The organism is Mesorhizobium sp. P160219 (assembly GCF_057786095.1).
The window spans coordinates 5,831,958-5,858,235 of record NZ_JBYNWG010000001.1 but is presented as its reverse complement, the minus strand read 5'-3'; the positions used below and the strand labels follow the sequence as shown (position 1 = coordinate 5,858,235).

The window sequence follows — 26,278 nt, the reverse complement described above, 5'->3', positions numbered from 1 at the left end:
TCAGCGAACTCGCCCTGCGTCAGCTTGCGCCAGTTGCGCAGCGCCTTGAGCCCGGCTGGAACCTCGCAAAATATCCATGGTCACCTCGGCGGGCAGAGGCTTTTCCGTTTTGAACTCGGCCTTCCGCTCATCGTAGATCGCCACATCCGCAGCGTCTTCTCTGGCTTCTTCGGCGGCATGCAGCAATGCCTCGTAGTCAGCCTTCGGGATGACGACCAGTTCTTCCCCGGTTGAAGTCCTTATGATTTGCGGAGCGTTCATGATGTGCTGTCCTATGGCCGGCTGTAGGTCGTCGTTTCGCGCTTGCCGATGTAGATCGCGAGGATTGTCGTGCGATCTTCATCAATATAACGCGGTAGCAACCGATCCGAAGTCTGTAACCGTCTCGGCCGGCAAGACGTTCTACATCCCCACGCCCGCTGATGGCATAAGTGTTCAAACCCTCAGAGACCTGCTCGCGGACATCGGCCGGCAGGTTGTCGAGATCGCGAGCTGCCGACACCGAGAGGATGATCGTCTTCACTCGCGCAATATCGCAGATTTATCGCTCGAGGCTAAGCGATATTATCGCTGCTACACAGAGGGCTCAGGCCCGTTCGGCCAGCAGTTCCTCGCCGCGCTTTTCGCGGATCAGGTTGACGAAGCGGCGGAACAGATAGTGCGAGTCCTGCGGGCCGGGCGAGGCCTCGGGGTGGTGCTGGACCGAGAACACCGGACGTCCGGTCAGCGCGATGCCGCAGTTCGAGCCATCGAACAGCGAGACATGGGTTTCCTCGACGCCCTCGGGCAAGGAGTCGGCATCGACGGCAAAGCCGTGGTTCATCGAGACGATCTCGACCTTGCCGGTGGTATGATCCTTGACGGGGTGGTTGGCGCCGTGATGGCCCTGGTGCATCTTGGCGGTCTTGCCGCCCAGCGCCAGGGCCAGCATCTGGTGGCCGAGGCAGATGCCGAACACCGGAATATCGGTCTTGAGCAGGTCCTGGATGACCGGCACCGCGTATTCGCCGGTGGCTTCCGGGTCGCCGGGGCCGTTGGAGAGGAAGATGCCGTCGGGCTGCATGGCCAGGATTTCTTCCGAACCGGTACCGGCCGGAACCACGGTGACCTTGGCGCCGAGGCCGGAAAGCAGGCGAAGGATGTTACGCTTGACGCCGTAGTCGATGGCGACGACGTGCATCGACGGCTCGGCCTGTTCGCCAAAGCCTTCGTTCCACACCCAGGGCGTTCCACGCCAGACCGAGGACTGGCCGGAGGTGACTTCCTTGGCGAGGTCAAGCCCGATCAGGCCCGACCAGGCGGCGGCCCGCCGCTTCAAATCGTCGAGGTCGAAGATGCCGTCGGGCGCGTGCGCAATGACGGCATTGGGCATGCCCTTTTCGCGGATCAGCGCGGTCAGCGCCCGGGTGTCGATGCCCGACAGCGCGACGATGCCGCGCTTCTTCAGCCACTGGTCCAGCCCGGTGCCGGCGCGGTAGTTGGACGGGTTGGTGACATCGGCCTTGAACACCGCGCCAACGGCGCCGGCACGGGCGACCGGGTTCAAGTCCTCGATGTCCTCGTCATTGGTGCCGATGTTGCCGATATGCGGGAAGGTGAAGGTGACGATCTGGCCGGCATAGGATGGGTCGGTGAGAATTTCCTGGTAGCCGGTGAGCGCGGTGTTGAAGCAGACTTCGGCAACGGCGGAACCGGTGGCGCCGAGGCCGCGACCCTCGATGACGGTGCCGTCGGCCAGCACCAGGACGGCGGTCGGCTTTTCGGTTGCCCAAGGCGGGGTCAGTTCGGGGGTCATCTCGGCCATGGCGACGCTCCTGTCACGCTGCGCGCTTCGATGGCGGGCCATCTGCGCAGCAAACGGCGCGGCCGATCTCTCGAGCCTGCGCGCATCAATTCTTTGTCTTGTGCAAGGCCGAGTACATAGGGGAAGGCGCCAGAGCGGTCAATGATGCCCGTGCCAAAAACGGCGAGCATTTGTTTCGCCGAACGATATCAGGGCTTTGGCGCGTTTGCTTTGCGGATGGGCCGCGGTTATTGTCCGCGCCGTTCGAAGGAGAAAGCATCATGCGCGCAAAAATCGCCGAATCCCTGAAGAGCGCGATGAAGGCGCAGGACAAGCACCGGCTGCCGACACTGCGGCTCATCCAGGCCGCCATTCACGACCGCGACATAGCCAATCGCGGCTCGGCCAAGGACCCCGCCAGCGACGAGGAGATCCTGCAGATCCTGGCCAAAATGGTGAAGCAGCGCGAGGAATCGGCCAAGGCGTTCGAGGACGGCAAGCGCCCGGAACTGGCGGCGCAGGAGCGTGGCGAGATGGAGATCATCCGCGGCTTCCTGCCGACGCAGTTGGACGAGGCGGCGGTGACTGCAGCGGCGCGCGAAGCGATCACTGCTACCGGTGCGACCAGCCAGAAGGACATGGGCAAGGTGATCGCTGTGCTGAAGCAGAAATATGCCGGCCAGATGGATTTCGGCAAGGCTAGCGGCATCGTCAAAGGCCTGCTGCAGTAGGAGCCGACACCACTTCAATGGCGAAGGAGAGCAGGGGCATTACCTCTGGGCAAGAAACGGTCCGCACCGGCTTAAGCGAGCAAGCCTTGACCTGCCGGAGAGACCCACCATGATCGAAATCGTCAAACCCACGCTCGAACATCTGCCCTCCTACAAGGCGGCGCTCGAGCGTGGCTGGTCGCCGGACAATGTCCGGCTGATGGAAGCGACGCGCGAGCAACTTGCGGCGATCGACGAGGATCCCGCGGCGTTCCTTGCCAGCCTCGACGATCCCGAGGCCAAAGGAGGCCCGATTACCTTGCCGGACGGCACGACCGTGCCGCGGCTGCCGGGCTTCCGGCGCTGGATCTGGGACGGCGAGGCCGCCGGCTCGATCGGCTTTCGCTGGCAGCCGGGTACGGCCGCACTGCCGTCGCATGTGCTCGGCCATATCGGCTATGCCGTGGTGCCGTGGAAGCGCGGACGAGGCTATGCGACCGAGGCGCTGCGGCTGATGCTGGACGAGGCGAGGGCTGTTGGTTTGCCATATGTCGAGCTCACCACCGACCTCGACAATCCGGCCTCGCAGAAGGTGGTGCTGGCCAATGGCGGCCGTGTGGTCGGTCCGTTCATCAAGGACGCCGCGTATGGCGGCGCCGAGAGTTTGTTGTTCCGGATCGATTTGTAGTCCGATGCTATTCGGCCGCTGCTGGCAGCGGCGGCGCTGCCCGGCTGCGCCCCTCCCAGATGTAGGAGGCAAGTGCCACCACCACCGCCACCAGCATGGCGGCAGCGCCCACAACCGGCAGGCTGCGATAGCCGTAGCCGGCGTTGAGCATGGCAGCGCCCAGCGACGCGGCGAGCGCGATGCCGACATTGAAGCCGGAGGGGATGAGCGAGGAGGCGAGGTTGGAGGCGTCCGCCGTCCAGGCCAGGATGCGGGTCTGGATCGGCGTGCCTATGGCGAAGTTGAGGCCACCCCAGATAACGATGGCGATGACCATCGGCACGGGGTAGGGGCTGACGGCATAGATCACGCCCAACATCACCGCTTGCAGCGCAAGCATTGTGATCAGCGACGGCATCAGCTTCCAGTCGGAAAGCTTGCCGCCGAGAAAGACGCCGACGGTGGCGCCGACGCCGTTGAGCAGCAGCACCCAGGGGATCAGGCCCTCGTCGAGATGGGTCACCTCAAGCAGGGTCGGGGTGATGTAGGTGAACAGGCCGAACTGGCCGATCATCAACATCAGCATCAGGATCAGCGAGGTCCAGACTTGCTGGCGCGCCAGCACGCGAACCTCGCTGCCAAGACTGGCGGATGGCCTTGATGCGCCTGTCGTGCGCGGCAAAAGCGCAGCCATGGCGGCAAAGGCTACGACGCCAAGCGCGCACATCACCCAGAAGGTGGCGCGCCAGCCCCAGAGATTGCCGATTGCGGTGCCGGCCGGGACGCCGATGACATTGGATACGGTGAGGCCGGAGAGGATCACAGCCACGGCCATGCCGCGCTTGTCCTCGGGCACGAGGCCGACAGCCACCACCATGGCGACGCCGAAATAGGCGCCGTGTGCGACGGCGACCGCAATGCGCAAGAGCAGCATCGAGGTAAAATCGGGCGCCAGCGCGCAAGCGGCCTGGCCGATGGTGAAGGCGACGGTCAGGCAAAGCAGCAGCGTCTTGCGGGGAATGCCCTTGGTGGCGAGCGCCAGCAATGGCCCGCCAACCGCGATGCCGCCGGCATAGCCTGAGACGAGATAGCCGGAGGTCGGGATCGAAACGCCAAGGCCGTCGGCCACTTGCGGCAGCACGCCAGCAATGACGAATTCGGTGGTGCCGAAAGCGAAGGCGGCGATGAACAGGGCAATGAGCGGAAGCATGGCGCGGAAGCGATCCTTGAACGAGTTGGCCTCAAATCATGGATGGCGCTTGCCGGCAATGCAGAAATTTTTGCGGCCGGTTTAGGTTTTCTTGATCAGCTCGCCTTCAACCTGGAGCCGCCGAGCAGGCCGCGCTCTTCCAGCACCGGGTAGGCCATCGACGCCAGCAGCGAGTTGATCTGCTTCAGGTCGCGGATGGTGTCGAGGTGGATGGAACTTGTCTCGACGCTCTTGGCGGTGCCGTCGCGCAGCCGCACGAAATGGCTGGCGCTGGTTTCCTTTTCGCGGTCGCGCAGCCGGTCCTTTTCCAGCACCAACTGGCGGGCAGTCTCAGGGTCGCGCGACACCAGCACGTTGAAAGCAAGCCTGGCATTGGCCAGCACCGAGGTGTGAAAGGCGAGCAGCTCGCTCCAGCCCTCGGGCGTGAACTCCAGCCCGCGCTCGAACTTCTTCTTCACATGCACCAGCATGTTGCGCACGATGATGTCGCCGACCTGCTCGAGCTTGACGCAGGCGCCTATCAGCTCCTGGCAGCGCAGCGCCTCGTCCTCTGTGAGCGAGTTCCTGGTCAATTTGGCCAGATAGAGCTTGATCGCCGCGTGCTTCCTGTCGACGCGGTCGTCAAGGGCGGCCAGCGCCTTGATCTTGTCGCCGTCGGCGCTTTCATACAGCTCGATGATGCGCTTGAGCATGATCTCGACCGTCTCGCAGACGCGCACCACCTCGCGGGTGGCGTTGGCCAGCGCCTGGCTCGGAACGTCGAGCGCGCCGTCGTTGAGGGCGGAGAGTTCGACCACATCGAGCTCTGTAGCCGGCGCTGGCTTGGTGCCCATTGCCACGATCTTCTCAGAGGCACGATAGATCAAGCTGGCAAGCGGCAGGCCGGCGAGCAGGATCAGCACATTGAACAGGATGTGGGCGTTGACGATCTGGTCGGGCACGGTGGCGCCGAGGAAGGCGACCGGCGGCTTCAGCGTCATGAGCAGGATAAGCATCACCAGCGAGCCCATGCCGCGCATCAACAGATTGCCGATCGGCACGACGCGCACGCCAGGTTCGGCACTTCGGGTGAGCAGCGGCGCGATGATCGACGAGCCGAGATTGACGCCGAGCACCAGCACGATGCCGAGTTCGGGCGGGATGAAGCCGCGGCCGGCCAGCGTGACCATCAAAAGCACGGCGGCGATCGAGGAGTGGAACAGCCAGGTGACGAGCGCGGCGAGCAGATAGGCGGTGACGTAGTCGCTGGAGAAATATTCGATGATGAGCGGCATCAGCGTGCTCTGGCGCAGCGGCTCCGAGGCTTGGCCGATCATCTCCAGCGACAGTACCAGAAGGCCGATGCCGACCAGGATGCGGCCGAACTGGCGCCAGTCGCGCCGCTCGGTGGCCATGAACATGACCGTGCCGGCGACGAGGCAGATCGGCACCAGCAGCGTCAGATCGAAGGTCAAGAGCTTGACCACCAGCGCCGAGCCGATCTCGGCGCCGCGCACAGCCAATTGGCCCGACATGCCCGAGACGATGCCGGCGCCGGCGAAGGAGCCGACGAGAAGCGTGACGGCGGTCGAGCTCTGCAGCGCGATGGACAGGCCGCAGCCGGCCAAAACCGCCATGATCGGATTGCGCATGGTGGAGCGCAGCCGGTGACGCAGCACGTCGCCATAGGCGCGCTCGACGCCTGTCTTGACCATGCGGGTGGCAAACAACATCAGCGCCACCGCGCCCGCCAGATGCAGCAGGACGACGGAGCCGCTCATTTCGAAACCCGCACGCAGACAGGGACCGCGACGCGGAGGGCGCGCAGTGCAGGGAGGAAAACGGGGCTGCGAATCATGGTCATGACAGTCTTGAACAATATCCCGGAATATTTTAGCCGGGTAATAAAATCTTGTCGATTTCAAGAGCCGTCGCGGCGCGACAGGGCGTGTCGGAAAATGGACGGATGCGAAAATGGTTGCATGGCGGATCCCTGGTGATGGCAGCGGATCGTCCCGGTTTGCCGGACTCCCGGCAATCGCCTTTGCGATGATGTTCAAATATCCAGGATAAGCACCGGATTTCATTACGCAAATGTAATGCTAGTGTTCAGTTTCGGTTCATCCTTCGGGCGCTATTCCCTAGGCATCGACAACCAAGGAGCCCCGCTATGAAACGTATTGTTCTTTCCGCCCTCGCTTTCTCGATGCTGGCCGCCACTTCGCTTACCGGCCAGGCCGCACCGGTGAACGCACCGGTCGCACCGCAGTCGAATTACACGCAGGTCGACTGGCAGAGGCCCGGCAAGCATGTCGATGTCAGGAAGCGCGTCGTGAAGAAGACGGTGGTCGTCAAGCGCAGCCATTGGCGCAATGGCCGGAAATATTCCAGCTGGAAGCGGCACCAGCCGATCCGCGATTATGGCCGCTATGGCCTGCATCGCCCCGGCCGCGGCCAGGAATGGATCCGCGTCGGCAACGACTATGTGCTGGTCAGCGTCCTGTCCGGCATCATCTTCGGCGCCATTGCCGCGCATTAAGCCCGGCCTCGCCGGCGCAATGCAGAGACTTGAAAGGAGGCGGCCCGAAACGGCCGCCTTTCTTTTGGCTGTAGAAACCGGGCTTTTTGGCTGTGGAAACCGGGTATGGTCCGCAATAAGGGTCGTCGGATTCCGCGCGCATGATTATATGAGGGACAAACGAGTTCCCCAATGCGCTTTCCGCCCGCCTTTCTCGATGAGATACGCGACCGTGTGCCGATTTCATCTGTCATCGGCCAGCGCGTCGCATGGGACAGGAAGAAGACCAACGCCTCGCGCGGCGACTATTGGGCCTGTTGTCCGTTCCATAGCGAAAAGAGCCCCTCCTTCCACTGCGAGGACAAGAAGGGCCGCTATCACTGTTTCGGCTGTTCGGTGTCGGGCGATCATTTCAAGTTCCTGACCGAACTCGACGGATTAAGCTTTCCCGAAGCGGTCGAGAAGATCGCCGACATGGCCGGCGTGCCGATGCCGGTGCGCGACGAGCGGGAGGAACAGCGTGAGAAGGAACGCGCCAGCCTGACCGATGTCATGGAGATGGCGACTGCCTTCTTCCAGGAGCGGCTGCAAGGACCGGAGGGTGCAAAAGCCCGCGCCTATCTCAGGGATCGCGGGCTGACGCCGGCGACGCAGCAATCGTTCCGGCTGGGCTTTGCGCCCGACAGCCGCAATGCGCTGAAGGAATATCTTGCCGCCAAGGGCGTGCCCAAGGCCGACATCGAGGCCTGCGGGCTGGTGCGTCATGGCGACGAAATCCCGGTCTCCTATGACTGGTTCCGCGATCGCATCATGTTCCCGATCCCGGATTCGCGCGGCAAGATCATCGCCTTTGGCGGCCGCGCACTGGCGCCCGATGCGCTGGCCAAATACATGAATTCGCCCGACACGGAGCTCTTCCACAAGGGCAACGTGCTCTACAATTTCGCCCGCGCCCGCAAAGCGCTGGCGAAAGGCGGCACGGTGATTGCCGTCGAAGGCTATATGGACGTGATTGCGCTGGCGCAGGCCGGCTTCGAGAATGCCGTGGCGCCGCTCGGCACCGCGCTCACCGAAAACCAGCTCGAACTTCTGTGGCGCATGGCGCCTGAGCCGATGCTGTGCTTCGACGGCGACCAGGCCGGGCTGAAGGCGGCGTGGCGGGCCGCGGATCTCGCGCTGCCGTCGGTGCAGGCCGGGCGGTCGGTGCGCTTTGCACTGTTGCCGGAGGGCAAGGATCCCGACGATCTGGTCAAGGCAGAAGGGCCGGACGCGTTTCGTGCCGTGCTGGCGGAAGCGCGGCCTCTCGCTGATTTGTTGTGGATGCGTGAGACATCCGGTGGCGTCTTCGACACGCCGGAGCGGCGGGCGGGGCTGACAAAGACGCTGCGCGAACTGACCAGCCGCATCCGCGATGAGAGCCAGCGCTACCACTACCAGCAGTGGATGCGCGAGCGGGAGCTGACCTTCTTCAGCGCCCAGCGCGAAGTGCGGCAAGGTCGCCAGGACTGGAAACCAGGGCAGGGCAAAACGCCCGCACCCGGCGGACAGTTCGCCAAAGGCAGCGGGGCAGGCGCGCGCGCCGCGATCACCGAAAGCCTCGGCCGCTCCGCCATGGTCAAACGCGGTGGCGAGATGATGTCGGTGCGCGAGGCGACGATCATCGTAGCCCTCGTCAACCATCCGGCGCTGATCGACGAGAACTTCGCCCATGTCGAGTTCCTCGATCTCGCCAACACCGATCTGCAGCGGCTGCACGCCGCCATCCTCGATGCGATGGCGCACGACATGGCCAATGACCGTAGCGCGGTGATCGCCACCATCGAACGTGCCGGCTGCAGCGATATCTGGGGGCGCGCCGTGGCGCTGATCCAACGGGCCAGGCAATGGCCCGCGCTGGAAACCGCAGCGCTTGACGATGCCCGCGACGCCTTCAACCAGGCGCTGCACTTGCAGCGCAGCGCGCGCACCTTACATAAGGAGCTGAAACAGGCGGAAGCAGCGCTCGCCAGCGATCCCACTGACGAAAACTACCGGCACCTCATCGAGATCCAGGCGCAATTCCGTGATGTACAAGCAACGGAAGCGCTGATCGAAGGCTTCGGTGTGTCCTCGGGCAGGGGTGGGCGCGTGTAGGTCGAAACCTGCGCAAGAATGGATGATGTACGTGCTGCGCGTCGAATCGACGCCTCTAAGTGGGGTAATTGATTCGCTTTTTTGATGCGAATCATGCGAGAGGCGCTTGACCTTCTGGCAGAATGACGGAATCAGGACGATTCGAAACCTTAACCCGTGCCGGCGTCGATGGAAATGCACTGACGCGAGGTGCTGATCACTGGACAGGCTGTCAGCCTGCCACAGATATCAGGGTTAATCTGGACTTAATGCATATCGCCCAAAAGTGAAAACCGGTTTTGGGGGCACGATATGAACAAACAAAAGAGTTGATTCGGTTACCGGCCCGGTTAAGCGCCACCAGCGCATGTAGTTTGACCGGTGCGGCAGCTACGCGGCTTCGATGCTCGGCCGCTAGGAGAAGATAAAGACTATGGCGACAAAGGAAAAGGAAGAGGTCGAGACCGAACGTGAAGGCGCCACCGATGGGCCTCTGCTCGACCTTTCCGATGATGCTGTCAAGAAGATGATCAAGGCCGCCAAGAAGCGCGGCTATGTGACTCTCGACGAACTGAACGCGGTGCTGCCGTCGGAAGAGACCGATCCGGATCGCATCGAAGACATCAATGCGATGCTGTCCGACATGGGCATCAACGTGGTCGAGGACGACGATCAGAGCGAGGAGCCCGAGGCCGCCGACAGCAATGCCGACGCCGAGGAAGACGCCAACGAACTGGCCGAGCAGACCGGCACCGCCGTCGCCGCCACGACCACCAAGAAAGAGCCGACCGACCGCACCGATGACCCGGTGCGCATGTATCTGCGCGAGATGGGCTCGGTCGAGCTCCTGTCGCGCGAGGGCGAAATCGCGATCGCCAAGCGCATCGAGGCCGGCCGCGAGACGATGATCGCGGGCCTCTGCGAAAGCCCGCTGACCTTCCAGGCCATCATCATCTGGCGTGACGAGCTCAACGAATCCAAGATCCTGCTGCGCGAGATCATCGACCTCGAAGCCACCTATGCGGGCCCCGAAGCCAAGCAGGCGCCGGTGGTCGAGCGCATCGAGGAGGCGCCCAAGGCCGAGGACAAGCCGAGGCGTGGACGCGACGAGGAAGACGACATCACCAATGTCGGCGCCGACACGCGCGGCCTAGTCGATGACGACGAGGAAGACGAGGACGAGGCGAGCCTGTCGCTGGCGGCGATGGAAGCGGAACTGCGCCCGCAGGTGATGGAGACGCTCGACGTCATCGCCGACACCTACAAGAAGCTGCGCAAGCTGCAGGACCAGCAGGTCGAGAACCGTCTGGCCGCGACCGGCACGCTGTCGCCAAGCCAGGACCGCCGCCTGAAGGAGCTGAAGGACCAGCTGATCAAGGCGGTGAAGTCGCTGTCGCTCAACACGGCGCGCATCGAGGCGCTGGTCGAGCAGCTTTACGACATCAACAAGAGGCTGGTGCAGAACGAAGGCAAGCTGCTGCGCCTGGCCGAAAGCTATGGCGTGCGCCGCGAGGAGTTCCTCAAGGAATATCAGGGTTCCGAGCTCGACCCGAACTGGACGCGCTCGATCGGCAACCTGACCTCGCGCGGCTGGAAGGAATTCACCAAGAACGAGAAGGACGCGATCAAGGATCTGCGTTCGGAAATCCAGAACCTCGCCACCGAGACGGCGATCTCGATCCTGGAATTCCGCAAGATCGTCAACCAGGTGCAGAAGGGCGAGCGCGAAGCCGCTATCGCCAAGAAGGAAATGGTCGAGGCCAATCTGCGCCTCGTCATCTCCATCGCCAAGAAATATACCAATCGCGGCCTGCAGTTCCTCGACCTGATCCAGGAAGGCAATATCGGCTTGATGAAGGCGGTCGACAAATTCGAATACCGCCGCGGCTACAAGTTCTCGACCTATGCGACATGGTGGATCCGGCAGGCGATCACGCGTTCGATTGCCGACCAGGCGCGCACCATCCGCATCCCGGTGCACATGATCGAAACGATCAACAAGATCGTGCGCACGTCGCGCCAGATGCTGCATGAAATCGGCCGCGAGCCGACGCCGGAGGAACTGGCAGAAAAGCTCGCAATGCCGCTCGAAAAAGTGCGCAAGGTGTTGAAGATCGCCAAGGAGCCGATCTCGCTCGAAACCCCTGTGGGTGACGAAGAGGATTCGCATCTGGGCGATTTCATCGAGGACAAGATGGCGATCCTGCCGATCGATGCGGCGATCCAGGCCAATCTGCGCGAGACCACCACGCGGGTGCTCGCCTCGCTGACGCCGCGCGAGGAGCGGGTGCTGCGCATGCGCTTCGGCATCGGCATGAACACCGACCACACGCTGGAAGAAGTCGGCCAGCAGTTCTCGGTGACGCGCGAGCGTATCCGCCAGATCGAAGCCAAGGCGCTGCGCAAGCTCAAGCACCCGAGCCGGAGCCGCAAGCTGAGGAGCTTCCTCGACAGCTGATACCGGCAACAGACCAGAATTCGAAAAGGGCGCCGATGGCGCCCTTTTTGTTGCCGGGTGAAGGCTCTTGTCGCCCATCTCCGTCGGGAGGATACTTGCCTGGTCGGATGCATGTTCTGGGCGAAAAACCGGATGTCCGCCCCGGCTGATGTCCTCAGCCGTGCTCCGTGGCCCCGGAGGGAGGTGTGTGATGACAACCTACATCCTGCTGATGAACTGGACGGAACAGGGCGCCAGAAATATCCGAGAGTCGCCGAAGCGGCTCGATGCCGCCAAGAAGCAACTGGCCGACATGGGCGGCTCGTTCAAGGCGTTTTACCTGACTATGGGCGAATATGACATGGTGGCGATTATCGAGGCGCCCGACGATGCTGTGCTTGCTCGTTTCGCCCTGATGCTGGCAACGGGTGGCAGCGTCAAGACGCGAACGCTCAAGGCTTTCCCGGAATTTGCCTATCGCGAGATCGTCGCCTCGCTTGGATAGCGCTGGGCGCGGGTCCGTGCGGCTCGGCGTCATATTGCGGGGCCGTGCCGTCAGGGTGATAGTCGCGCCATGTCCAAGCCTGCGCTGACCGTCTGGTACAACACACGCTGCCCGGTTTGCGATGGCGGCATCACCCGGCAGAAACGGCGGCTGATCGAGGCGATCAAGGCCGGGCGGATCGAATTCCGCGACATCAACCTCGAACCGGCGGCGCTCTCTGGCTACAGCGCCTCGCTGGAGGACATACGCCGCCGGCTGCATGCCACCGATGCCGAAGGCAGGCTGCTGGTCGGCGCCGATGTCGCGGTTGCCGTCTGGCGGGCGACGCCGGGCGACGGCTGGCTGGCGACGCTCTTCGGCAATCCGGTCGCGCTGCCGCTGACGCGCTTGGCCTATGATCGTTTCGCCGATCTTCTCTATGCCTGGAACCGGCGCAAGGGCCGCTGGTAGCGAGGCAAGGCCCGAAGAATCTGCGGGCCTTACCGTCATGGGCGTTACCGGGACGCCGGCTCGCAAAGCCAGCCGACAATGCGGCGCACCGCCGGCAGCACCATGAGCAACGTTGGGAACGCTACCAGCCAGGACAGGCCCCAGGCAGTGAGCCAGACAGCCGGCAAATCAGGTTGCAGTCCAAGGCTTTTCAGCGTCGATATGAACGAGACGATGAAGGTCATCAGCAGCGACAGCACCAGCGGGCTGACGATCGCGGCATAGCGCGCCGGCAGCTTGCCGCGCTTACGGTTCGTGGTCATTTTTGGATTTTCCTGAAACATCCGGTCCGTCGCATTTGGCATCCATTGCGCCGGGTTTCCGGCGGAACTGCCCGGAAAGACCGGGGTGGATGCGTTGCTTGACGTCAGACGCTTACGGAGAGGTTTTGGCCCTCACGCGCTTTCTAGCTGCCGGCGGCGGCGAAATCAACCTTCTGGCGCCGCCTTTAGATACATCGTAAGATATATCTTGACTCGTCGGCGGGGCAAGCCTAATTAAGATGTATCGTAAGATATAACTCAAGGAGCAATTCATGCATAGACATCATCCCTTTGGCGAGCGCGCCGAGCGCGCATTCCTGCACATGGCAGGCAAATTTGGTGGAAGAGGGGGCGGCGGCTTTGGTCCGTTCGGCCACGGCGGACGTGGCGGTGGACGCGGCGGCCCGGGCGACATGTTTCGCGCCGGGCGCATGCTGGCCGACGGCGATCTCAAGCTGATCACGCTGTCGCTGCTGGCCGAGGCGCCTCGCCACGGCTACGACATCATCAAGGCGCTGGAAGAGCGCACCAGCGGCATCTACAGCCCGAGCCCGGGCGTCGTCTATCCGACGCTGACCTTCCTGGAAGAGGCCGGCTATGCGGCTTCAGCCGCCGACGGCAACAAGAAGGTGTTTTCGATCACCGAGGCGGGCCAGGCGCATCTCGCCGAGAACCGCGAGATGATCGACGGCGTGCTGGAGCATCTCGAGCGCTTCGGCCGCAAGATGGCGAAAGCGCGGGACTGGTTCGGCTGGAACGACGACGGCGAGGAAGGCGGACGGCGTGGTGGACGGGGTCGCTCGGAAGCCCGCGAGGAGTTCCGCGCCGTGCGTCACCGGCTGCGTGCCGCGCTCGGCGATCTCGTCGACGCGTCGGCTGAAAAGCAGGCCGAGGCGATTGCAGTCCTGGAAGCCGCCGCTGAAGCCCTGGAAGCGCTATCGCGCGGTTGACCCCTGGCGAGAACGCTTGCCCGTTCGACTGAGGAACGGTACTGAAAATCATCCTGCACCGCGAGACGTGGTGCAGGATGATTGCCGTTGGAGGAAGCCCCATGTCTTTTCTGAAGCGTCTTTTCGGTGGTGGCGGTGAGGGGGGCGAGCCCAAGAGTGCAGCACCGGCAAAGCAGGTTGAGCACAAGGGATTTTTGATCAGCGCCACGCCCTACAAGGCGGAGGGGGGCCAATACCAGACCTGCGGCGTGGTTTCGAAGGAAGTCGACGGCGTGATGAAGGAACACAAATTCATCCGCGCCGATCGCTTTGCCGGACTGGACGACGCCGTCGACATCTCGATCAAGAAGGGCATGCAACTGGTCGACGAGCAAGGCGAGAGGATGTTCGGGTAGCCTACAGCCTCGGATCGATTGGCTCGCTCTCCAGCGCCAGCACGCCGAAAACACACTCGTGAACACGTCGCAGCGGTTCCTTGGCGACAAACCGCTTCAGTGCCTCGTGACCGAGCGCGAACTCTCTGAGCGCCAGGCTGCGCTTGCCACCCAAGCCTCGTTCGCGCAGGCGCACGAGATTGTCCCGTGCATCGTATTCGGGGCCATAGATGATGCGCAGATACTCCTGGCCGCGCACTTTCAGCGCCGGTTGCATGAGCCCCTTCTTGTTTCGGCTGACGAAGTCGTGCGGCTTCACTACCATCCCTTCGCCGCCTGAGTCGGTCAGCGTCTCCCACCAGGCGACGGCCTCCGCACAAGAACCGGCATCGGCCAGGTCAACCATCCGCCATTGCGTTCGCGTTACCACGCCGCCCCCGGCAGCCAGACGGTCCGCAAGCGTCATGTGCCAAACGTGGTTCTGGTCGAACCAGACGCATCCCTCACTTGCCAGCAGGTGGAACGGCGCGACTTTCAGGTCGTCGACGCCCGAGACCGGCCACACGTAAGGCGCCCAGGCAGTGGCGTATCTGGCGGCACGCGCGGCGCGGTCCTCAATACGAGCCTTGAGCGCAGCCGTATCCACGCCGCGTGCCATCGCACGGGCCAGCGCTTCGCGGCTGGCCTGGAGCCCAGCGGCCGCAGACGTTGCCACTGGGGCGTACTGGCTTTCAATCAGGCTGCTTGCCTTGGCCGACCATGGCATGATCTCGGTGTCCAGCAGCAACCAGTCGCTGTTCAATTCCTGCCATAGATCCGCAGCGTCGACGCTGGCGCGCAGGCGATTGAGCAGGCGCTCCGTCATGCCGCTGTCGCTGAAAAAGGAGCGTCCGGTCCGGGTCCAGATCGCGCCTGTCTCGTCGCCAGATACCCCGAACCGGTCGCGCGCCGTCTGCGCGTTTCGGCACAGAGCGATGACTGCCCGCGAACCCATGTGCTTCTCTTCGCACAGGATTTGGGTGACGCCACGCTCGCGGAAATGACTGAAGGCTTCCTCGGGGCGTTCCAGCCAGCCGGCTTGGCTGCTGGTCTTGGATGGCGACATTGTCGGCGGCAGATATACCAGCCACTGCGGCGACAGCGCGAAGCGGCTCATCACCTCAAGTGCCGCCGACGCGTTCTCCTCGGCCACGACAACCCTGCCTTTCAGTTCGGTCTCGATCCAGCGTCGCCCAGAGACATCCTGATAGTCGAGCACGCCGTCGGCATCGGCCTGTGCCGATTTGCCAAGGCCCGGTCCACCGAGGGGACGCACGGGTTCGGACCAGGTCTCGATTGCCGGCACGTCGACCAGTTCGCGTTCCGGCCAGCGCAAGGCAGTCAGCTTGCCGCCGAACACGCAGCCGGTGTCTATGCAAAGCGTGTTGTTGACCCACTCCGCCGACAGCACCGGCGTGTGCCCGTATACTACGCTGGTTTTGCCCCGATAGGCGGCTGCCCAGTCGGCACGGACGGGCAGGCCAAATTCGTCGATTTCGCCAGTGGTTTCGCCATAGAGGGCGAACTCGCGCACCGCGCCGGAACCGCGCCCGATCATCTCTTCCTTGAGTCCGGCATGTGCCACGGCGAGGCGTCCGCCGTCCAGCCAGACGTGGCTGCGCAGGCTGTCGAGGAAGGCCGGCAAAGCCTCTCGCAGGCCGCGATCCTGAGCGTCCAACTGGTCGATGGTTTGCTGCAGGCCGTGGGCGATCGTGACCTTGCGGCCTTCCAGCCAGCGGCTGAGTTTGCGTTCGTGATTGCCCTGGACACAGTAGGCGGTTCCCGCCGCGACCATGCTCATGGCGATGCGCAAGACGTCGGGCACGTTGGGACCACGATCGACGAGGTCGCCGACAAAGACGATCTTGCGGCCTTCTGGCGGCGTCACAGTGACGGTCCGATCGCCATGGCCATCGGACCAGGCGATGCTGTAACCGAGCTGACGGAACAAGGTCTGAAGTTCGTCGGCGCAACCATGGACATCACCTATGACGTCGAAAGGACCGCAATCGTCGCGCTTGTCGGTCCATAAAGGCTGACGCGAGACCTTGGCCGCGTCGATACTGGCCTCGCCGGTGAGCTTCCAGACCTGACGGAAACCTTCGCGTTGCAGGCCGCCGAGGCCCTTGCGAATTTCGGTCGTCATGCGCTGGGCAACGCCGGGGCCGAAGGGACGATCGGCTCGTAGGGCGTTGCGGGCGATGCAAACATCAACACCCGGATCGATGAACACGGCGACCGGCAAAGCGTGCCATTTGCGCGCCAGCTCGACCCACGCCTTGCGATCAGCGGGTCGCACATTGGTCGCGTCGATGACGGCCAGCTTTCGATGCTTGAGCCGTTTGCCGGCGATTTCGCGCACCAAATCAAAAGCGTCGGCCGAGACATCCTGATCAGTCTCGTTGTCGCTGACGAACGCGCGGCAGCGATCCGACGAGATGATTTCGGTCGGCAGGAAGTGCCTGGCGGCGAAGGTCGACTTGCCCGATCCCGTCGAGCCGATCAGCACGACGAGGGCGAAGTCAGGGATGGTGAGGTCGGTCTTGTCTGGCTCTCTCATCGGGTGAACACCGCCATCTGCGTCGGCGCGCCGAGCACGGGGTCCACGGCTCCGATGCCACTTAAGGCGGCGCTATAGCCATAGATCTCGCCGATCCTGGCCGCCCAGGCTTCAAACCGAACCCGGCCCCATTCGAAACGGTGATCCGGATGGCGAAAAGCGCCGGCGGCCAGACTGGGGAACAAGGGGTTGTAGTCAGCGTTCGGCGTAGTCACGATCACGAATTTTGGCGCTGTCTCGCCGAAGATAATACGCTCGATCATTGGCAGCCGGTCTTCGTCGAGATGTTCGATGACCTCGACCAGCACCGCGACGTCGGCTTCCGCCCATCGGCTGTCGCGATATGTCAGCGATCCGTGCAGCAGCGTGACCCGGTCTTCAGGCGGTCCCCCGAACTCGTTCAGTTTGAGACGCTTGGCCGCCCATTCCAGTTCACGAATAGCGGGGTCGAGCCCGAACAGCTTGTGGACCCATTTTTCGCGCACGAGCCGATAGAGCAGCTTGCCTTCGCCACACCCCAAATCTGCAACACTGGTCCCTCCGGTCGTCCGAATGGCTTGCACCACGGCGTCCATGCGCAGGTCGTTCAGCCGGATGGGCGCCTCCAGCGCTTGCTCAGGTGCAGCCCGGGCTTCGGGGGGTAGGACCTCATTGGCCGTCTCCGGAGCCAGCCGCTCCAGGGCGATGCGGGCCAACGCACCTCGGTTGCGCAGATAACGGCGCACGATCAGGTCTTTGGCTGGGTGGTTTTCCAGCCAGCCCTCGCCCTTGGACAGCAGCTTGTCAATCTCGGCCTCGCCAACCCAGTAGTGCTTGGTCTCGTCCATCACCGGGATCAGGACATAAAGGTGGTTGAGCAGGCTGCTTAGGCGGCCGGTGCCAGTCAGCCTCAGATGACCGTATCGTGGTCCACCCGCGCCAGATCCGACAGTTTCGACCGGCGCCAGGTTGACGGTCCATCCCAGCGGTTCGAATAGATCTCGAACCAGGGCCTCGCCGCCACGCATCGGCAGCGGGGTCACCACAGCTTCGAGCGGGAGGTCGCTATCGGCCAGTTGCTGGCGCTCCTTCGAGATGCCGGTCATCGCTGTCCGCAGTACCTTGTTCAAAGCCACAGACAGAAAAGACGATGCCGTATAAGGTCGGTCGTTTACATATTGATCCAGCAAGCCCTCTGCCTGGCCTTTGCCCCGAACGAGCCCTATCGGATCGACATCGAGCAGAAGCACAGCCTCACAACGCTCATCGGTCGCCTCCGGATAGAACAGCCAGGCCTTGCCGAAGGATAGGTCAGTCTCGTGCAGACGTTCGGGATGCTTGTGCAGCAAGAAGCCGAGATCTGTGGCTGGATGATGGGTTGTCGCGACGGAAAGGAACATCAGCGACCGATAACGCAGACAGGCCGAATAACCAATGGCGTTGCGCGGCAATCTAGTAACGCGATAGATCCGTTTTCGACACGCAACCTATCGCGCCGCCTGACAAGGAAAAAGGCAGGCACCGAAGCGCCTGCCTTTTCAATGCGAATGACGGGGTGTGCTTACGCGGCGATTTGCGCGCTCGCGGTCTTGGCCACCACGGCATCGACCTTGGCGGTCGCATTGGCGAGCGCGGCGGTCACGGCGTCGGGACCCATGCCGACGCCTTCGATCCGGATGACGTCGACGTCGGTCATGCCGAGAAAGCCGAGCACGCCGCGCAGATAGGGGATGGCGTGATCGAACTGCACGGCCGCACCTTCGGAATAGATGCCGCCCGAGGCGAGTACGATATAGACCTTCTTGCCGGTGACGAGGCCCTTGGGACCACCCTCGCCATAAGAGAAGCTCTTGCCGGAGCGGGAGATGTGATCGACCCAGGACTTCAGGGTCGAGGAGATGTTGAAGTTGATGAAGCCGGTGGCCAGGATCACGGTGTCGGCTGCGAACAGTTCGTCAAGCACGATGTCGGAGACGCCGACGACTTCGGCCTGGCGCGGCGTGCGGGCTTCAACGGGGGTGTAGATGCCGGTCGCATAATCGGTGTCGATATGCGGCAGCGGGTTGGCCACGAGGTCGCGTACGACGAGCGTATTCGACGGGTCGGCGGCGACGAGCTTTTCAGCGAATTCGGTAGCGATACGGGTCGAGTGCGAGGCAGCGCCGCGCGGGCTCGAGGTTACAAGCAGGATAGACATAGCGGTTCTCTCCAGTGGGAATTGATTTCTCCCGCCTGATATCGGCCTACCGACCCATTCAAAAAACTGGTATATTTTCTATACGATCCATCCATAAAGTAGGTATGCCGTGCAACCCAATCCGACGCTCGACCAATTGCAGATCCTGGTTGCGGTCGCCGACACCGGCAGCTTCTCAGCCGCCGGCCGCAAGCTTAACCGCGCGCAGTCCGTCATCAGCTACGGCATCGCCAATCTTGAAGCGCAGCTTGGCCTGAAACTGTTCGAGCGCGAGGGCACGCGCGAGCCGCAGCTGACCGAAATCGGCCGGGCGATGCTGGAGGACGCCCGGCGCATGGTCGGCGTGCTGCAGCGCATCCGTTCGCGTGCCGACGGTCACCATCAGGGGCTGGAGGCTGAAGTTGCGCTATCGGTTGACGCGGCGCTGCCCTCGCCGGTGCTGGTGCGGGTGCTGAAGGCGTTCGAGGCGCAGTTCCCGACCGTGATGATGCGACTGCATATCGGCACGCTCGGTCTGATCCCCGACCATGTCGTCAGCGGACAGTCGGATCTTGGCATCGGTGGCTTGCTGGGCGAGGTCGACGTGCATCTCGTGCGCATCGGCTTCATGTCGATCGTGCTGGCTGCCGCCCCCACCCACCCTCTGGCACTGCTGCCGAAACCGGTGGCGCTCGAGGATGCGCGAGAGCACACCCAGCTGGTTGTCAGCGACCAGTCGGAACGCACCAAGGGACGCGACTTCGGCGTCTTTGCCTATCGTACATGGCGGCTGACAGATGTGCGTATCAAGCATACGTTGATGCGCGAGGGGCTGGGCTGGGGCGGGTTGCCGCGCTGGCTGATCGCGGACGATTTGGCCAGCGGCAGGCTGGTGGAACTCGACCTTGAACCATTTAGCGAGGTGCGCTCATCGCTCTACGCCATGCACCGCGCCGACCGCAGCCCGAAACCGGCGGCGGCCTGGCTGATCGACCAGTTCAAACGCCAGCTCGGCTGCTTCAACGAGTTCGAACCGGACGACCTGCCTGAGGGCGAGCCGGAGACAGCCCATCGATCAGAGCCATGAGCACGGCGCGATAGTCTTCGGCCGAGGCGCCGGCCTCGACGGCAAGTGCTGCGCGGTCGAAGGCAGCGGCGAGCAAAGCGGTCAGCGCATCGGCCGGCAGTCTGGTCATCGACTGTTCGCGCATTGCCGCAACCAGGCCTTCGCGCAGCGACCGGTTGCCGTGGCGATTGTCGATCGCATCCATGGCGGCGCGGCCAAGCACGGCCGGCCCGTCGAGCAGCAAAAGCCGCGTGCGGCCGGGCGCGCGCATGGCGGCGAGATAGGCGTCCGAGCCGGCAATCAGCGCATTGCGGGCAAACAAAGAAGGCGGCGAGGCGCGCTCGATCTCTTGCGCCACCGCCGCCGCCTCCTGCTCGACCACGGCGGCAAACAGCGCCTGCTTGTCGGCAAAGTGGTGATAGAGCGCGCCGCGGGTGACGCCGGCGGCCGCAACGATCTCCGGCGTGCCGGTCTCGGCATAGGACTTTTCGATGAACAGTTTGCGCGCCGCAGCGATCAGGTCGGCGCGCGTCGCTTCGGTGCGGTCGCGGTTGGAGCGGCGCGGGGTTTCTCGTTGCATACATGCAGCCTGTATGTTATTTCGAATTACATGCAAACTGTATGTTGGCTGACGGGAGAAAGAAAGATGAAGACGACGAGCTATTATCCGGTGCTGATGACGGGCGACGTAGCCGGCACAAAAGCCTTCTATATCAATCACTTCCGCTTCAAGCCGCTGTTTGCGAGCGACTGGTATGTGCATCTGCAGTCTGCCGAGGATCGCCGGGTCAATCTCGGTATCGTCCAGGGCGACCACGAGACGATCCCCGAGGGGGGCGCGGCCGCACATCGGGGCTGCTGATCAATTTCGAGGTGAGGGATCCTGATGCTGTCTATGAACGGATCGTTGCGGCCGGCCTGCCGATCCTGTGCCCGCTGCGCGACGAACCCTTCGGCCAGCGCCATTTCATCACCAGGGATCCCAATGGCGTGCTGATCGACGTCATCAAGCCGATCCCGCTCAGCCCGGAATTTCAGGCGCAATTCGCGGCGGGCGCGGCGGGCGCCTGAACGATGGCAGCAAATGTCGGCAGCGGCTCCGGCCGCTGTGGCCGGACCCGCACCATGCGGTCTATGTTGGTGATGTTGAAGCTGGGCCTGCCGCATGCGTGACATCTGCCTTGTTCGTGCGCCATCCAATCTCGGCCTTCGGCCCTTGGAGCCGGGCCATGTGCCCGGCACCTGGCGTGCGCCGCAGGCGCTGAGCGAAGCTGGTTTGATCGAGTCGCTGGCGCCGGGGCGGGTGGTCGATCTCGACAGACCCGCCTACAGTACCGAACCGCAACCGGGCACTAGGCTGCGTAATGGTCCGGCGATCCGCCGCTTCAACCTCGATCTTGCCGAGATCGTCACCCGTGCGCTTGGGCAAGGCGAGTTCCCGCTGATCATCGGCGGCGACTGCTCGATCCTGCTTGGCGCACTGGTCGCCGCGCGGCGCTCGGGCGCAGTCGCCCTGATCCATTTCGATGGCCACAGCGATTTCCGCCATCCCGGCAACTACGATGTCAATGCCTCACTCGGCTCGGTTGCCGGCATGGATCTGGCACTTGCCACCGGACGCGGCGAGGCTTTGCTGGCGCAATGGCCAGGTGTTGTCGGTCCGCTCGTCGCCGACGATGCGGTGGTTCAGATCGGCGAACGCGAGAGCCGCGATGCCGATTTTGCCTGGCCCGACATCAATGCGACCGCCGTGACGCGCATCGACGTCTTTGCCGCGCAGGAACTCGGCGCGGCTGGAGTGTTGCAAAAGACAAGAGCGACGCTGGCGCGCGCCGGCTGTCCCTACTGGCTGCATCTTGATGTCGATGTGCTCGACCAGACGGTGATGCCGGCGGTGGATTCGCCCGGCAGCCCCGGCATCGACCCCGATGAACTCGTTGCCATTCTGTCGGCGCTGGCAGCGGACCAGCGCTGCACCGGCTTGGACATGACGATCTACGATCCCGACCTCGACCCGACCGGTGACCTTGCGCGACTGCTGGTGTCGCTGCTCGGGCGGGTGCTCAAGCCTCGATAAAGGCTCAGCTCGCCCTTGCTACCGGCGTCACCGTCACCTGGCTGACGCCGGTGCGGCGCACCACTGTGCATAGCGTCTCGCGGCCGATGCGTTCGGCGTCGAGCATGCGCACGAGGTCGTCGACGCCGGTGACCGGGCGACCGTCTATCGCCGCGATGATGTCGCCTTCCCTGAGGCCGGCCTTCGCCGCGGGTCCGTCTTTCTCGACGCTGCGCAGCCGCACCGCAGTACTGGTGGTCACCTGCGACAGGAGCGCTGCGCGGCGCGGCAAACTGGTGGTGTCGGCCGAGATGCCGATGAAGGCGCGCCGCACGCGGCCGAAGCGGATGATCTCCGAAATGACGAAGTTGGCGGTGTTGGAAGCGACCGCGAAGGCGATGCCTTGCGCGCCGTGGATCATGGCGGTGTTGACGCCGATGACTTCGCCTGCCGACGACACCAGCGGTCCGCCGGAATTGCCGGGATTGAGCGCGGCATCGGTCTGGACGACATCGTCGATCAGCCGCCCGGTCGAGGCGCGCATCGAACGGCCAAGTGCGGAGACCACGCCTGACGTTACGGTCCATTCGAAGCCGAGCGGATTGCCGATGGCAATGGCGATCTGGCCGCGCCGCAGCCGCTTGGAATCGCCGAGCGGCGCGACTTCGGTGAAGCTGCCATCGGCGCGCACCAGCGCGATGTCGGTGTCGGGGTCGCGGCCTAGCACACGGCCTTCGCTGGAGGCGCCGTCGGGCATAGAGACGCGCACCGTTTTGGCATCGCCAACGACATGGAAATTGGTGACGACCAGCCCGTCCGGGGTGATGACGAAGCCGGAGCCATGGCCACCTTGGCCACCGACGCGCTCGATGCGGCAGACGGCTGGGCCGATGCGGTCGACGGCGTCGGCGACTGTCGTCGAATAGGCGTCGAGCAGTGTGTCGTCGGTTTCGAACTCGTGGGCGGCGAGGGCCATTGGCGGGGCTCCGTGTTTTCAGGCGCGATGATGACTATATGTGCGGAGCGGCTCGAACTGCCGCGACCTGACCAGATGGCCAGTCAAACCAGTAACTAGCCGTCAGACGAGTACCTCCGGGCGCACTGCCGAGCGATATCTGGGGCATGAGAAAACCCAGGAGATCATCATGAGTGACTTCAACCTTAATGCATTTTCCGAGGCCATCGCCGATCTCGCCGCCAAGGCTGCGCCGGCAACGGCAAGTTTCACCACCCATCACCATCGCACCGCCAGCGCCTTCCACTGGCGTGACGGCTATTTCGTCACCGCCGAGGAAGCTGTCGAGGCCGGTGAGGAGATCGAATTGACATTGGCTTCGGGCGAAGCGGTGAAGGCCGAACTGGTCGGTCGCGATCCGTCGACCGGCGTAGCGCTTCTGAAGCCGGCCGGCGCGGCCGCGGCGCCTGCGCTCGCCAAGGCTGATGGGGTGCGGCCGGGCAACGTCGCCATCGCTGTCGGCAGCAGTCAGGGCTCGGCGCTGGCCGTCTCGGGCTCGGTCGGCGAGGTCGGCCCCGCCTGGCGCTCGATGCGCGGCGGCAGCATCGATCGGCGCATCAATCTCGCCGTCAATGCCGGCGGCCGTTTCGAGGGCGGGCCGGTGCTTGACGCCAAGGGCGCGCTGATCGGCATGCTGCTGTTTGGGCCACGTGGTCGTGCGCTGGTCATGCCTTATGAGACGATCGAGCGGGCCGTGGCGACGCTGCGTGAAAAGGGCCATGTCGCGCGCGGCTATCTCGGCGCCGGCCTGCACCCGATCCGTGACGGCGCGGCGCGCGGCGCCATGGTCATGAGCCTCGACGACAATGGTCCGGCCAAAGCCGCCGGCCTTGCGCTGGGCGACATCATCGTGGCGTGGAATGGCGAGGCCGTGCACGGCCCGCGCGAACTGATCCGAAAGCTTGGGCCGGATAGCGCGGGCGCTGCGGTGACGCTCGGCGTGGTGCGCGGCGGCGAGCAGCGCGACGTCGCGCTGACCGTCGGTGAAAAACCGCTGAGCTGAGAGGGCCGATGGAAAGCGACACGCTGACAAGGCCGGAGGCGGGTGGGCCGGAGGTGGGTGGGCCGGAGGTGGCGGGCGGCGGACGCCAGCTCGTGGTGCTGATCGCGCTGCACGATGCCGCGCGTGCCGAGCGCCTGTCAGCTTCGCTTGCCATGGCGGACGATCTGCTTCCGGTCGTAGCCGGCAGCGGGATTGCCGACGTCGCTGTCTTCGATGACGCTGTTGCGAACAGTGCGGCCTGGCTCGATCGAGCCGATGGTGGCAACAGCGCAATCCCACGGGTGCTGCTATCCGCGAGCGCTGGCCGGCCGGAAAACCGGGTGCTTGCCGTGCTGCCTTTGGCGTCGGATGCGAATCTGGTCGCGGCTGCCGTCAGACTGGCGGCGGCCGGCTACCGGGTGTCCAGGGATGGGCGTTCGACGCCGGATCGTCATGGCGGTTTCGATCACATAGCGAGCGGAACTGAAACCGATAGCGGGCTGTTTGGCGAGGAATCTTTTGACGACGGCGCCGCCCTCCGACCAGCGCTGTCACCGCGCGAGACGGAAGTGCTGGCGCTGCTCGCCGAAGGCGCACCCAACAAGGTGATCGCCCGGCGGCTGAACATCTCCGTGCACACGGCGAAATTCCATGTCGCCGCGATCCTGATCAAGCTGGGTGCTGCCAACCGCACGGATGCCATCGCGATCGCAATGCGGCAGGGCCTGGTGCTGGTCTAACCCCCTTTTCCGTTTGAGCCTACGTTGCGTAACCCGTTGCAGGCTGCCGAGGCCTTGCGCAGTGCATTGCCGCCGCGCAATGGTTCGCGTCAGTGATGTAGCAGGGAGGTGCCAAGACATGTCGCTCAAGGGAAAGACGCTGTTCATCTCCGGCGGGTCGCGCGGCATCGGTCTTTCGATCGCGCTGCGCGCTGCGCGCGACGGCGCCAATGTGACGATCGCGGCCAAGACCGCCGAGCCGCATCCGAAGCTGCCGGGCACGATCTATTCGGCGGCTGAGGAGATCGAGCAGGCCGGCGGCAAGGCGCTGCCTGTTTTGTGCGACATCCGCGAGGAGGCGCAGGTGGCCGAGGCGGTTGCCAAGACCGTCGAAAAGTTCGGCGGCATCGATATCTGCGTCAACAATGCCAGCGCCATCCAGCTCACCGGCACGCTGGAGACCGACATGAAGCGCTACGATCTGATGCACCAGATCAACACGCGCGGCACCTTCCTGGTGTCGAAAATGTGCGTTCCGCACCTGAAGTTGGCTGAGAATCCTCACATTCTGAATCTGGCACCGCCGCTCGACATGAAGGCCAAATGGTTCAAGAACCATGTCGCCTACACCATGGCCAAGTTCGGCATGTCGATGTGCACGCTGGGGATGAGCGCCGAGTTTGCCAAGGACGGCATCGCGGTCAATTCGCTGTGGCCGATCTCGACCATCGACACGGCGGCGGTGCGCAATCTGCTCGGCGGCGCGACGGTCGCGGCGATGAGCCGCTTGCCCGACATCATGGCCGATGCCGCACACGCCATCTTCCTGCGGCCATCGCGCGAGACATCAGGCAATTTCTACATTGATGAAGAGGTGCTGCGGGCCGAGGGCGTGACCGATTTCGCGGTCTATGCGCCGGGCGCGACCGGGCCGCTGGCCGGCGACTTTTTCGTGCCGGACGCGGTATTTGCCAATTCGCCGACGAACGTCAAAAGCATCTACTGACGGAAATCACGGGCCGCCGGCGCTGCCCCCCATCCGCCTGCCGGCGTTTTTCGAAAAACCAAGCAATTGGCTTTTCGCCCGCTGTGCGGACCAGCCTCACCTCCCCATGAACGGGGAGAAAGGGGCTCATCACTCCTCGCCCTTCTTGCCTTTGCTCAGTCCCATCAGCCGGTCGATATAGGCCAGCATCAGCGCCGAGACGACGAAGGCGAGATGGATGATGGTCAGCCACATCAGCTGGTCGATCGTATAGGAAGACGAATTCAGGAACACCTGCAGCAGGTGGATCGAGGAAATGGCGACGATGGTCGAGGCGACCTTGACCTTCAGCGAGCCGACATCGATGGTACCCAGCCAGTGCACACCGCCATCCTGGTCGTCGAAACGGCTGACGAAATTCTCGTAGCCGGAGATGATCACCATCACCACCAGCGAGGCGACAAGTGCGGCGTCGATAAGGCCGAGCATCTTCAGGATGGTGTCGGTGTCGTCGAGTGTGAAGGCGACCATGACGAACTCGTAGAGTTTCTTGCCGAAGGACAGCGCATAGACGGCGAGCGCCAGGGCCAGCCCGATGTAGAAAACCACCAGCAGCCAGCGTGAGGCGAGGATGATCGATTCGATGGCGAGTTCGAGACGTTTCATGCAGCGGTTCCGGTGAGCTTTCTGAGGTCGACTGGGGT

25 protein-coding genes and 1 pseudogene are annotated in these 26,278 nt (G+C 63.6%); 15 read left to right on the top strand and 11 right to left on the bottom strand.

Annotation, left to right across the window (positions count from 1 at the left end; all coding sequences use genetic code 11):
* The gene (locus AC3EMP_RS28305) at positions 1-261 is read right to left on the bottom strand and encodes a hypothetical protein (protein WP_245260143.1); all 261 of its coding nucleotides are present in this window, start codon (positions 259-261) and stop codon (positions 1-3) included.
* Positions 262-586: 325 nt separating this feature from the next.
* Positions 587-1,804 (bottom strand): glutamine-hydrolyzing carbamoyl-phosphate synthase small subunit, encoded by a 1,218-nt coding sequence (gene carA, locus AC3EMP_RS28300; protein WP_352446382.1) that lies wholly within the window; start codon positions 1,802-1,804, stop codon positions 587-589.
* 260 nt (positions 1,805-2,064) lie between these two features.
* Here carA and AC3EMP_RS28295 point away from each other — a divergent pair, with 260 nt between their 5' ends.
* Both AC3EMP_RS28295 and AC3EMP_RS28290 read left to right on the top strand, forming a co-directional pair.
* Positions 2,065-2,514, top strand: coding sequence for a GatB/YqeY domain-containing protein (locus AC3EMP_RS28295; protein WP_031197556.1), 450 nt, complete (start codon positions 2,065-2,067; stop codon positions 2,512-2,514).
* Positions 2,515-2,623: 109 nt separating this feature from the next.
* Positions 2,624-3,181, top strand: coding sequence for a GNAT family N-acetyltransferase (locus AC3EMP_RS28290; RefSeq protein ID WP_023672441.1), 558 nt, complete (start codon positions 2,624-2,626; stop codon positions 3,179-3,181).
* 7 nt (positions 3,182-3,188) lie between these two features.
* On the opposite strand, the gene AC3EMP_RS28285 is transcribed toward AC3EMP_RS28290, so the two are convergent.
* Positions 3,189-4,370: an MFS transporter gene (locus AC3EMP_RS28285; RefSeq protein WP_023751200.1), complete on the bottom strand. Its 1,182-nt coding sequence runs from the start codon at positions 4,368-4,370 to the stop codon at positions 3,189-3,191.
* Positions 4,371-4,465: 95 nt separating this feature from the next.
* Entirely contained in the window at positions 4,466-6,130 is a 1,665-nt protein-coding gene (locus tag AC3EMP_RS28280; RefSeq protein ID WP_027049950.1) for a Na/Pi cotransporter family protein, read from the bottom strand.
* Between the two features lie 389 nt (positions 6,131-6,519).
* On the opposite strand from AC3EMP_RS28280, the gene AC3EMP_RS28275 reads away from it, so the two are divergent.
* From AC3EMP_RS28275 to AC3EMP_RS28255, 5 genes are all read left to right on the top strand, one after another.
* Positions 6,520-6,888, top strand: coding sequence for an RcnB family protein (locus AC3EMP_RS28275; RefSeq protein WP_023683794.1), 369 nt, complete (start codon positions 6,520-6,522; stop codon positions 6,886-6,888).
* Positions 6,889-7,059: 171 nt separating this feature from the next.
* A complete protein-coding gene (gene dnaG, locus AC3EMP_RS28270) occupies positions 7,060-9,000 on the top strand; it encodes a DNA primase (RefSeq protein ID WP_352712068.1) in 1,941 nt (646 codons plus the stop codon).
* A 412-nt stretch (positions 9,001-9,412) separates the two neighbouring features.
* Entirely contained in the window at positions 9,413-11,437 is a 2,025-nt protein-coding gene (gene rpoD, locus AC3EMP_RS28265) for an RNA polymerase sigma factor RpoD (RefSeq protein ID WP_023672446.1), read from the top strand.
* Positions 11,438-11,627: 190 nt separating this feature from the next.
* Entirely contained in the window at positions 11,628-11,921 is a 294-nt protein-coding gene (locus AC3EMP_RS28260) for a GYD domain-containing protein (protein WP_023733294.1), read from the top strand.
* A gap of 69 nt (positions 11,922-11,990) precedes the next feature.
* Positions 11,991-12,371, top strand: coding sequence for a thiol-disulfide oxidoreductase DCC family protein (locus AC3EMP_RS28255; protein ID WP_023733293.1), 381 nt, complete (start codon positions 11,991-11,993; stop codon positions 12,369-12,371).
* Between the two features lie 44 nt (positions 12,372-12,415).
* Here the strand turns inward: AC3EMP_RS28255 and AC3EMP_RS28250 are convergent, their stop codons facing one another.
* The gene (locus tag AC3EMP_RS28250; RefSeq protein ID WP_023683797.1) at positions 12,416-12,673 is read right to left on the bottom strand and encodes a DUF2798 domain-containing protein; all 258 of its coding nucleotides are present in this window, start codon (positions 12,671-12,673) and stop codon (positions 12,416-12,418) included.
* A 272-nt stretch (positions 12,674-12,945) separates the two neighbouring features.
* Between AC3EMP_RS28250 and AC3EMP_RS28245 the strand changes: the two genes are divergently transcribed.
* Both AC3EMP_RS28245 and AC3EMP_RS28240 read left to right on the top strand, forming a co-directional pair.
* Positions 12,946-13,623, top strand: a complete 678-nt coding sequence (locus AC3EMP_RS28245; RefSeq protein ID WP_023734953.1) for a PadR family transcriptional regulator — start codon at positions 12,946-12,948, stop codon at positions 13,621-13,623.
* Between the two features lie 101 nt (positions 13,624-13,724).
* Positions 13,725-14,018 (top strand): HlyU family transcriptional regulator, encoded by a 294-nt coding sequence (locus AC3EMP_RS28240; RefSeq protein ID WP_023672451.1) that lies wholly within the window; start codon positions 13,725-13,727, stop codon positions 14,016-14,018.
* A 1-nt stretch (position 14,019) separates the two neighbouring features.
* On the opposite strand, the gene AC3EMP_RS28235 is transcribed toward AC3EMP_RS28240, so the two are convergent.
* The 3 genes from AC3EMP_RS28235 to AC3EMP_RS28225 all read right to left on the bottom strand — a co-directional run bounded on the left by AC3EMP_RS28235 (position 14,020) and on the right by AC3EMP_RS28225 (position 18,772).
* The gene (locus AC3EMP_RS28235; protein ID WP_023825078.1) at positions 14,020-16,596 is read right to left on the bottom strand and encodes a polynucleotide kinase-phosphatase; all 2,577 of its coding nucleotides are present in this window, start codon (positions 16,594-16,596) and stop codon (positions 14,020-14,022) included.
* Positions 16,593-18,026 carry a 3' terminal RNA ribose 2'-O-methyltransferase Hen1 gene (locus AC3EMP_RS28230; protein WP_352712070.1) on the bottom strand — a complete coding sequence of 478 codons (1,434 nt, stop codon included), beginning with the start codon at positions 18,024-18,026 and terminating at the stop codon, positions 16,593-16,595. Before AC3EMP_RS28230 ends, AC3EMP_RS28235 begins: the two co-directional genes overlap by 4 nt.
* A gap of 110 nt (positions 18,027-18,136) precedes the next feature.
* Positions 18,137-18,772, bottom strand: a complete 636-nt coding sequence (locus tag AC3EMP_RS28225) for an FMN-dependent NADH-azoreductase (RefSeq protein ID WP_023672454.1) — start codon at positions 18,770-18,772, stop codon at positions 18,137-18,139.
* A 109-nt stretch (positions 18,773-18,881) separates the two neighbouring features.
* Here AC3EMP_RS28225 and AC3EMP_RS28220 point away from each other — a divergent pair, with 109 nt between their 5' ends.
* Positions 18,882-19,838, top strand: a complete 957-nt coding sequence (locus AC3EMP_RS28220; RefSeq protein ID WP_023734949.1) for a LysR family transcriptional regulator — start codon at positions 18,882-18,884, stop codon at positions 19,836-19,838.
* On the opposite strand, the gene AC3EMP_RS28215 is transcribed toward AC3EMP_RS28220, so the two are convergent.
* Positions 19,771-20,397: a TetR/AcrR family transcriptional regulator gene (locus AC3EMP_RS28215; protein ID WP_023691512.1), complete on the bottom strand. Its 627-nt coding sequence runs from the start codon at positions 20,395-20,397 to the stop codon at positions 19,771-19,773. The two genes, AC3EMP_RS28220 and AC3EMP_RS28215, sit on opposite strands and share 68 nt — an antisense overlap.
* 66 nt (positions 20,398-20,463) lie before the next feature.
* On the opposite strand from AC3EMP_RS28215, the pseudogene AC3EMP_RS28210 reads away from it, so the two are divergent.
* A pseudogene (locus AC3EMP_RS28210) lies at positions 20,464-20,888 on the top strand (VOC family protein).
* Between the two features lie 94 nt (positions 20,889-20,982).
* Positions 20,983-21,894 (top strand): arginase family protein, encoded by a 912-nt coding sequence (locus tag AC3EMP_RS28205; RefSeq protein ID WP_023744353.1) that lies wholly within the window; start codon positions 20,983-20,985, stop codon positions 21,892-21,894.
* A gap of 4 nt (positions 21,895-21,898) precedes the next feature.
* On the opposite strand, the gene AC3EMP_RS28200 is transcribed toward AC3EMP_RS28205, so the two are convergent.
* A complete protein-coding gene (locus tag AC3EMP_RS28200; RefSeq protein ID WP_023744354.1) occupies positions 21,899-22,849 on the bottom strand; it encodes a S1C family serine protease in 951 nt (316 codons plus the stop codon).
* A gap of 169 nt (positions 22,850-23,018) precedes the next feature.
* On the opposite strand from AC3EMP_RS28200, the gene AC3EMP_RS28195 reads away from it, so the two are divergent.
* From AC3EMP_RS28195 to AC3EMP_RS28185, 3 genes are all read left to right on the top strand, one after another.
* A complete protein-coding gene (locus AC3EMP_RS28195) occupies positions 23,019-23,891 on the top strand; it encodes a S1C family serine protease (RefSeq protein ID WP_023805955.1) in 873 nt (290 codons plus the stop codon).
* A gap of 8 nt (positions 23,892-23,899) precedes the next feature.
* Positions 23,900-24,610 (top strand): helix-turn-helix transcriptional regulator, encoded by a 711-nt coding sequence (locus AC3EMP_RS28190; RefSeq protein WP_196813812.1) that lies wholly within the window; start codon positions 23,900-23,902, stop codon positions 24,608-24,610.
* A gap of 118 nt (positions 24,611-24,728) precedes the next feature.
* Positions 24,729-25,595 carry an SDR family oxidoreductase gene (locus tag AC3EMP_RS28185; protein ID WP_023744356.1) on the top strand — a complete coding sequence of 289 codons (867 nt, stop codon included), beginning with the start codon at positions 24,729-24,731 and terminating at the stop codon, positions 25,593-25,595.
* A 129-nt stretch (positions 25,596-25,724) separates the two neighbouring features.
* Here AC3EMP_RS28185 and AC3EMP_RS28180 read toward each other — a convergent pair whose 3' ends face one another.
* Positions 25,725-26,240 carry a TIGR00645 family protein gene (locus tag AC3EMP_RS28180; protein ID WP_023672463.1) on the bottom strand — a complete coding sequence of 172 codons (516 nt, stop codon included), beginning with the start codon at positions 26,238-26,240 and terminating at the stop codon, positions 25,725-25,727.
* Between the last annotated feature and the right edge of the window lie 38 nt (positions 26,241-26,278).